The organism is Paenibacillus rigui (genome assembly GCF_002234615.1).
GTDB classification, from domain to species: domain Bacteria; phylum Bacillota; class Bacilli; order Paenibacillales; family NBRC-103111; genus Paenibacillus_S; species Paenibacillus_S rigui.
The window spans coordinates 1-8,047 of record NZ_NMQW01000069.1 but is presented as its reverse complement, the minus strand read 5'-3'; the positions used below and the strand labels follow the sequence as shown (position 1 = coordinate 8,047).

Sequence of the window (8,047 nt, the reverse complement as noted above, 5' to 3'; positions counted from 1 at the left end):
AGGGCTCTCATTTTACCAATGTGGATTACCTGGAATTGTTAGAAAAAGAAGGGGTACAGGTATCAATGGACGGCAGAGGCCGGGCAACGGATAACAGCCGAACAGAGCGGTACTTTCGGTCGCTCAAGTATGAATATATCTTCCTAAATGAATTTGAAGACCCTCGCGCGCTTCATGAAGTGGAATCAGGCAGACAACCCTGCGAGGCTAAGCCTTCGACCCAGTCGCTACGTTCCTTTAAGCCTTTCGAGTTCGTGAATACAAGAACGTTATGTGAAAGCATGGCAAATGAATATTTAAATCTATCAGTGAAAGGAGATACATTATGTCTATAATCATTAGACAGTATCAACAAACAGATCAGGAGATGGTTATGAAATTGCATGTGGAAGGACTTAACCAATTTAGTGCAAGTATAGGAAACCCATTTCTAGATAAAGACATTGAACATATCGAAGATTCTTACATACATAACAATGGAGAATTTTTTGTAGGATTAATGGATAACCGAATAGTAAGCATGGGTGCTTATAGAAAGTATGATAATGACTCAGCAGAAATAAAGAGAATTAGAATTGATCAGGAATATCAAAGAAAAGGAATTGGTCAATTGATTTTAACTGCATTAGAAAAATCAGCTAAAGAGAAAGGCTACAAAAGACTTATATTGGATACAACCATAAAGCAATTTCCAGCAATAAAATTGTTCGAAAGAAATGGCTATAAAGAGACAAATCGAAAGTTATATAAAGAGATGGAGATTGTTTTTTATGAAAAGGAAATTGAGGGATAACTGACTTTTGTGAGTAATTCGAGAAGGCCATGCCATCACATAACACCGTGTTCCCACTGCGGGGCATACGCCCCTCGGTCTGCCCGAGGCATTTCTGGGAAGTGGATTCAGGCAGACAACCCTGCACTGGCTAAGTCCGTCGGACCCGGGCGCAAGCGCCCTTAAGCTAGTGAGGGTTCGTGAATACAAGAACGTTATATGCAATCGGGGCAAAGATTAATAAAGAAAGAATAGTACCATTACTAAATATTTGAGGTAGTGGTATATTTATCCTAGGATTAATTGATGTTAGGCATACAGGCCGCGACGCGGTTAGGCCTGCAGGGTTGTCTGTCTGATTCCGCTTCCTCGAAATGCATCGGGCGAACCAGGGGTCGACAAACGTCGGCCCGTAGCGTGAATATAACGTTAGGCGATGGCCCGGGCGTTTCCGACATAGTACATTTGTTACTAAATTTTGTAAATCGAGGAACGATATAAGCCTCCTCGAATACCTCTTTATGACCAAGGGGCGTACGCCCCGCAGGGGAACTCGGTGTCAGCTGATGTACATGACTTCTTTGAAATACATTCAAAACGCTCTTAATAATTGTTGTTCCAATCTATTTTTAATTTGAAATAGATCCCTTAAGGTTCTCAGCTTCGTGCATGAACGTTATCAGAAATCGGTGGAATTAAATATTATTTGAAGGTGATTCAGTGCAGTTGTCTAAAGACGAAGTAAATAAATACCTTGTGAATGTTCTAAGAAAGAAGATAACTATTAAGGAGTTTGAGAACTGGCTGTACCAGAACGATTACATTGAAGAGTATCTTGGTAAGGCCTTATATTTTGAGCTAATTTCAATTAATTATTTCAGTAATTATGCAATTAAAGAACTAGAAAATCGTTTATTGAACATACTTAATTTCAGTGGTTATGAGGATTTTAGAATCAAGGATGTTCTTAGAAGCATTATAAATAATGGGGATTTAGTTGATACTTGCAGAGGAATTTACCGAGATTACTGTAGTGGTTACTCGTTTCTTAGATACATTGCATTAACTTGCATACTCTACGATTATGATTGCCAGCTGGATGAAATCTCAAATAGGGAAGTATTTATAAAGCAAAATCATGATAATTTTAAGAAAGAAGCGCAACGAATACTTGGTTTTCTCGAAAGAGGTGAAATTGTAATCTCAGGTGAATATGAATATCTAGACAATAGGAATGAACACGACAAGATTGAATTAAGACATTATGAAGACATGTATAGGAATTAACATGATGTTTTTATTTTTTAGGGGATTTTTGAAGTTTCCGAGGTATTTCGGGGAATTAGAATCAGGCAGAAAATCCTGTGAGGCTAAGTCTTCGGCCCGTCACTATAAGCTTTAAGCCTCTCGACTTCGTGAATATAAGAACATTATCTGAAACAGCGAAAGGAGAAAATGCTATAATACCTAAAAAAATTTATAAAATCAAAAATCCATCAGGAATTAAAGTTATAGTGATTATGATTATTTTTATAATCCTACAGCTGAAAGTTATTGTAGTTAATGTAGAAGATGATAAGGCTTTTTTTGTAGGAGTAGCATTAGTAGTTGTATATGCAACTATTCTAGGCATGTCTACTTATAGGACTTTTAAGAAATCATCAAACATCGAATATAGGCCAGAAGCATTGATTGTCCATGGTAAATTAATAAGGGCAGAAGACATAGAGATGATATTAATAAATGGCTATTTTAAACCAATATTAGGAATAAAACTAACAGAAAAGAAAATTGTCCCTATCAATTTGTGTTTTAGATTTATTCAAGATGAGGACAATGCAATACAAGAATTAAAAAAATGGGCCAGTGAAAGGAACATTAAGGTCAAAAATAAATATTTTGTAAGATGGATTTAATACTTGTAGGTTAGCACTGGGAAGTCACTGTAATCAGATTACACCGTATTCACGCTTCGGGCCATTCGGTCCGGCAGATGGAATTCGGGGAAGCAGCAGCTGGGCAACCCTGCACTGGCTAAGTCCGGCTCGCCCTTTCAGCAAGTGAGGGGTCGTGAATATCAAAGACGCTAGGAAAAACCACTTGAAGGTCAATAAAATGCAAAGGAAAGGAAACCCTATTATGACTACATTTACTATACGATCAATAACTGAACAAGACATTAGTTTTTTATGGGATATGTTGTATGAATCAATATATGTATCAGAAGGTGAAGAACCAGCGAGTAGGGATATGATTAATCAACCTTTAATCTCTAAATACGTTGAAGGCTGGGGACGTAACGGGGATATTGGTTATATTGCCGTGAATGACTTAGGACAGTCTATAGGATCAATAACGATACGATATTTTAATAAAGATAATAAAGGCTATGGATATGTAAATGATGAAACACCAGAATTAGGAATGGCTATACGATCTGAATATAGGGGAAAAGGTATTGGAACAGAATTATTAAAAACCCTATTGGAACAAGCGAAGCTGAAAGGGATTAATACAATATCATTAAGTGTAGATCCTAATAATTCGGCCATGAAACTATATAAACGTTTTGGCTTTAAACAAGTAGGGATGGAAGGAACTAGTATAACCATGATAGTAAATTTATAAGTATTTAAACATGGCACCACTTAACCGCATAGCAGCTAGTCGCTATGTTCTTTAAGGTAGTGAGGATTCGGAAGCACAACAACGTTAGGTGAATCTTTGAACGATGAAAAATATAGTAAAGGAAGAAAGGCATGATATTAGACCTTTATCACTATTACGAAGAGGATCAAGGGCCATTTAAGAATTTATCTTCCCTGGAAATCAATGAAGCTGAAGAGATTTTACAGAAACTTAGATGCGAAGGGGACACTTTTGCTAGCAAACGTTCACTGGATTATTTAAGGATTAGGAGGGAATTAGAGAGTAAAGCAAGAGAGTCATTTATTAATAAGGGCGGCAAACCTAAGAATTTATATCCCCAGTATATGACATTGGGTGCTTGCGAATGGATAAGAGAATGGTTTAAAAATGGGAGACATATCCAAATACCTTTAGCTAAATTCAAAGAAGATAGTATAAGCTTTACTTATGGGGATTTATTTCCGACGATGAGGTATCAAGATGGAAGAGAGTATCGAGGACAAGTATATACAATATCTGAAATAAATGAATTACTAAATAAATATGGCCTACCACAGGTGTGGAACAGGGAAGGAAATCAAGGACCGGAAAGATACATTGAAGTACAAATCTGGAATGATGAAGTAATTAAAAAGTACAGACATATGTAGAACTATGGGTCGAAGACTTCGGCTAATACCGTATTTCACGCTATGGGCAACGAGGTATTTCGAGGAAGAAGAATCAAACAGGCAACTATGTGAAACTAAGTATGCAAATGGAGCCGGCACTGTGCGCCTTAAGCCTCTCGGGTTCGTGAATACACTAACGTTACCCTAAATACTTGCATTATCTAATTCAGGAGTTGACTCTATGCTTGTAATTCACTGGTCTCCAGTAAATAACTCAAAGAATATTTTAAAAAATGGAATAAGAAAAAGTCAGAATGGGGTTTACTGTTATCCTGTAACGGGACATCTGTCACTAGATAGATGGTGGATGAAAGCTTTAAAAAGATTCAGGAGAGACGGCAAAAGATATAACGGTTTTATATTTAGAATAGAACAACAAGATTTACCAGCATACTATGGTCATTTCATGGGTGCTACTAATAAAGACAAATTCGAGAAGACAATAAATACTTTATCAGATCTAGGGCGAGAAATACAAAAAACAATAATTTGGCGAATTGGTGAAAGTACTTTATGGAATACGGCAGAGCTGCAAAAAAATGATATTGATTATTTAATGCATGGGAGAGAAGAAATAAGTAAGAGACCCGATATATATAAGGAGACATTGGCTGATACAGCTTTTATGGAATATATACTCGAGGATTATCAAATTGTATTATCAAAATCGATTGATGCAAACAGAATTATACGTGTAATACCACCTACTGAACAATTTGGAAAAATTTTATATAAGAACAAGAAACAGAGATATTATAAGGGATAATTCAACCGCCTAACGCCGTAATTCACGCTACGGGGCAACGCCCCATGGTCTGCCCGAAAGCAATCCGAGGAGGGAATCAGGCAGCAATCCTGCACTGGTTAAGTCCGTCGGACCCGGTACTAACGCGCCTTAAGCCAGTAAAAGTTTGTGAAACCACAACGTATAGGAAGCCCCGAAACCTTGAATCATGAAATGATAATTGCACCCCATTGGAAACCTTTTTGTTATAATTTGGAGGAGCTAATTTTATGGACAAATCATTGGCAATCATTATTGCAGTATTAATACCGGTAATAATTACCGTTGTGTTTATTAAACTTATTCGAAAACGAAATGAATTATTGGAAATAGAGTTAAATCAAGAAGTAATAGACAGCTTTATTGGTGGAGGTAGGTTTGTAGATGGTTTAGTGACTACTAAGTTATCATATCCATTTGTTCAGGTAAGATTGTATAAGGACTTTATGGTTATTAGTTACTTTAAGAAGTTGGTTTTTAAGTACACCGAAATAAATGTAAAGCAAACCTTACGTGGACTTCAGGTTATACACAGGAATAGGAGTTACCCGGATAAAGTTTATTTGAGTCTTTTTGATAATGAGCAATTGGTAGATTTTATAAGAAATCATAATAATGATAGAATAAGTCTCCCTACTTAAAAAATAACTGTAAGAAAATTCGAAAATGTCGGGACCGTCCTAACACACTCAAGAGAAACAGGTGATTTTAATTAAAAATTTGATTCATTCTATCGTAGAAGGCGGCTTCAGGCAGAGAACTCTAAGAGGCTAATTCAACAGCCCGAAAAATCTTACCTAATTTACTAAAGCGAGATGATTAATATGAAGGTCATCTTTTTAGATATCGATGGAGTATTAGTTACTTCAAGACACTTAATACAGAGTAGTAAATACTTTGGCTATGAATTTGATCCAGAGTGTATTGTGAATTTACAGGAAATATTGGATAGAACAAATGCTAAAATAGTTGTAAGTTCTTCGTGGCGAGAAGGGAGAACCTTAAAACAATTACAATCAATATTTGAAATAAATGGGCTATATAAGGTCATAGGAATGACTCCGATTATGGAAGGGGCAATTCGAGGAAGAGAAATACAAGAATATGTAAACAGCAGTAAAGGTACTCAAGACGAAATAAACCAATTTATAATAATAGATGACGAAGAAGAAATGGGAGATTTAAAACAATATTTAGTAGAAACAGAATTTCAGACAGGAATAACCAAATCGATTAAAGATGATGTAATTACTAGACTAGCATAATTGAAGAAGGCTGCTGATTACAACCATGCTGCAAGAAACCGGCGCAACCCTAATGAAAGAGCAGCATAAATCATAAGAGAATTGAGGAGATTATATGAAGGTTCCTTTTCATGAAATTTTAAATTCGGAAGAAGAGATAAGGGAACTTATAGGCTTTCCAAGCGAAGTTGTAAAGCAAAAAGCAATTAACAAATTAGATGAGCATTGTCGGGATTTCATCGGGCTGTCCCCGTTGTTATTTTTATCTACTTCAGATAAGGATGGCCATTGTGATGTTTCTCCAAGAGGAGATGCCCCCGGCTCGATCCTCGTTCTTAATGAAAAATATTTTGTTATTCCTGAAAGACCCGGGAACCGCAGGATGGATTCACTTAGAAATATTTTATTGAATCCTCATGTTGGAATCATATTTATCATTCCCGGATTGGAAGAAACATTAAGGATAAATGGGCGGGCCTTTGTGGTGAAAGACGATGGAATTTTACAGCAAATGAAAGTCAAGGAAAGGACCCCTGTATTAGGAATTGGAGTAGAAGTTGAAGAATGCTTCATTCATTGTGCTAAAGCTTTTAAACGATCCGGGATATGGGATAGTAAATCTTGGGCGGCAAAGGACACGTTACCGTCCATTCCAAAAATATTATCAGATCATGTGAATTCAGCTGAATTTACGATTGAAGCAATCACTAAAGGATTACAAGAGAGCTATGAGAAGAGACTGTACTGAGCTTCATGTTGCAAGAGAAGTAGGCGAAATGATGATAAAGCACAGAGAAGAAAGAGTGGAGATGAGTGGAGAGAGTCAAATTACCACCAGCAAGATATACAGCAGCAAAAATTGAGGCGGTACGATCTCATGGCAACATCAGAGATCATACCGCCTATTTGTTTGGAAAGCTAAGCTTCGTTCACATAAGCATACAGCTGCGCCCAGAGGCCGAGCGCCATTTGGGAAAGGACCCGGTATCCGCAGCGCTGCAGCTCCATCCCGCCTGCGTTATGCTGCGCTGTACCCGTCATCAAGCCATCCGGTGTCAAATAGGAGGCTAATGCCTGCAAACTCTCCCGGGCGATGTCCAAATATGCTGCGGGCAGCAATTCATGCCTTGCGGCCAGCGCAAGCGCCGCCGAGATGCCTGCCGACCCGGAGGTGTCGATCCCGGTGGATGCGTCATCCAAGAAGCAGGACCACAGCCCGCCAGACTGCCGCCAACCGGTGGCTACCCGGGCAATGCGCGTGATTTCGGCTTCCAGCTCAGCCATTCCCGGCAGCGAAGCGAATGGGGACTGCTTAAGCTCCACACAGGTTTTGACAAGCCCCAAGCCGTACCAGGCGAAGGCTCTGGCCCAGCTGCGGAACGTATGCTTTTGGGAGCGCTGCATATACCGCAGGTAGACATGCTCCCCGCGGGCCAGGCTGTCCCGGCGCAGCAGCACCTGCGCGATCGCTTGCTCCGCCATATCCCGGCGGCCCAGCTGCCTTGCAATAACAGCCAGCGGATAAGCTACGGTATAAGAGCCTTCGGCGGAGACCATGTCCCCGTCGATGACAGCACCGCCGCGATTCAAGCCTTTGGCCTCGAAGAAGGCCACGGCTTTTGCTATGACAGGATGGTCCGGCCGGTACTTTGCAACGACGGCAATCGGCAAGGTCGCTTCAATCGTCGTAAACGTACCGTCCGCCTTTTGACCGTGCAGGTCCTCGTACAGCAAATCGCCCTGATTGTTAAAAAACTGGGCGAAATGCAGCTCCAGCACTGGAGCTGCACGACTCGCCCCAAGCAGCGGCAGCAGGCTGTGCAGCCCGTCAAGCACGCAGCCTTCCATCCAGCCGAAAGGCTGCAGGGAGGAGAGCGACAGCATCGTATGCCTGTCCCTTATACCCCTCTTCCCTTCCCGACGAATA

General features: G+C 39.7%; 10 protein-coding genes and 1 pseudogene. 10 read left to right on the top strand and 1 reads right to left on the bottom strand.

The features are described from left to right. The 10 genes and pseudogenes from CF651_RS33490 to CF651_RS30570 all read left to right on the top strand — a co-directional run. Positions 1 to 335: pseudogene (locus CF651_RS33490) on the top strand (hypothetical protein); the annotation flags it as partial. Further along, entirely contained in the window at positions 326 to 793 is a 468-nt protein-coding gene (locus CF651_RS30610; RefSeq protein WP_094018655.1) for a GNAT family N-acetyltransferase, read from the top strand. The pseudogene CF651_RS33490 and the gene CF651_RS30610, both read left to right, overlap by 10 nt. Before the next feature lie 705 nt (positions 794 to 1,498). After that, on the top strand, positions 1,499 to 2,059 hold the full coding sequence (locus tag CF651_RS30605; RefSeq protein WP_094018654.1) for a hypothetical protein: 561 nt from the start codon (positions 1,499 to 1,501) through the stop codon (positions 2,057 to 2,059). Positions 2,060 to 2,187: 128 nt separating this feature from the next. Continuing rightward, the gene (locus CF651_RS30600) at positions 2,188 to 2,688 is read left to right on the top strand and encodes a hypothetical protein (protein ID WP_144029140.1); all 501 of its coding nucleotides are present in this window, start codon (positions 2,188 to 2,190) and stop codon (positions 2,686 to 2,688) included. A 223-nt stretch (positions 2,689 to 2,911) separates the two neighbouring features. Beyond that, complete coding sequence (locus tag CF651_RS30595) at positions 2,912 to 3,400, top strand: GNAT family N-acetyltransferase (protein ID WP_094018658.1); 489 nt, start codon at positions 2,912 to 2,914, stop codon at positions 3,398 to 3,400. A 131-nt stretch (positions 3,401 to 3,531) separates the two neighbouring features. Further along, positions 3,532 to 4,071 carry a hypothetical protein gene (locus CF651_RS30590; RefSeq protein ID WP_094018652.1) on the top strand — a complete coding sequence of 180 codons (540 nt, stop codon included), beginning with the start codon at positions 3,532 to 3,534 and terminating at the stop codon, positions 4,069 to 4,071. 202 nt (positions 4,072 to 4,273) lie between these two features. Then, a complete protein-coding gene (locus CF651_RS30585) occupies positions 4,274 to 4,858 on the top strand; it encodes a hypothetical protein (protein WP_245856222.1) in 585 nt (194 codons plus the stop codon). A 248-nt stretch (positions 4,859 to 5,106) separates the two neighbouring features. Next, positions 5,107 to 5,517 carry a hypothetical protein gene (locus CF651_RS30580; RefSeq protein WP_094018651.1) on the top strand — a complete coding sequence of 137 codons (411 nt, stop codon included), beginning with the start codon at positions 5,107 to 5,109 and terminating at the stop codon, positions 5,515 to 5,517. A 183-nt stretch (positions 5,518 to 5,700) separates the two neighbouring features. After that, complete coding sequence (locus CF651_RS30575; RefSeq protein WP_094018650.1) at positions 5,701 to 6,141, top strand: HAD domain-containing protein; 441 nt, start codon at positions 5,701 to 5,703, stop codon at positions 6,139 to 6,141. Positions 6,142 to 6,235: 94 nt separating this feature from the next. Continuing rightward, positions 6,236 to 6,868, top strand: a complete 633-nt coding sequence (locus CF651_RS30570; protein WP_094018649.1) for a pyridoxamine 5'-phosphate oxidase family protein — start codon at positions 6,236 to 6,238, stop codon at positions 6,866 to 6,868. Positions 6,869 to 7,038: 170 nt separating this feature from the next. Here CF651_RS30570 and CF651_RS30565 read toward each other — a convergent pair. Beyond that, the coding region (locus tag CF651_RS30565; RefSeq protein WP_218827895.1) for a glycoside hydrolase family 88 protein at positions 7,039 to 8,047 on the bottom strand (1,009 nt) is incomplete at its 5' end.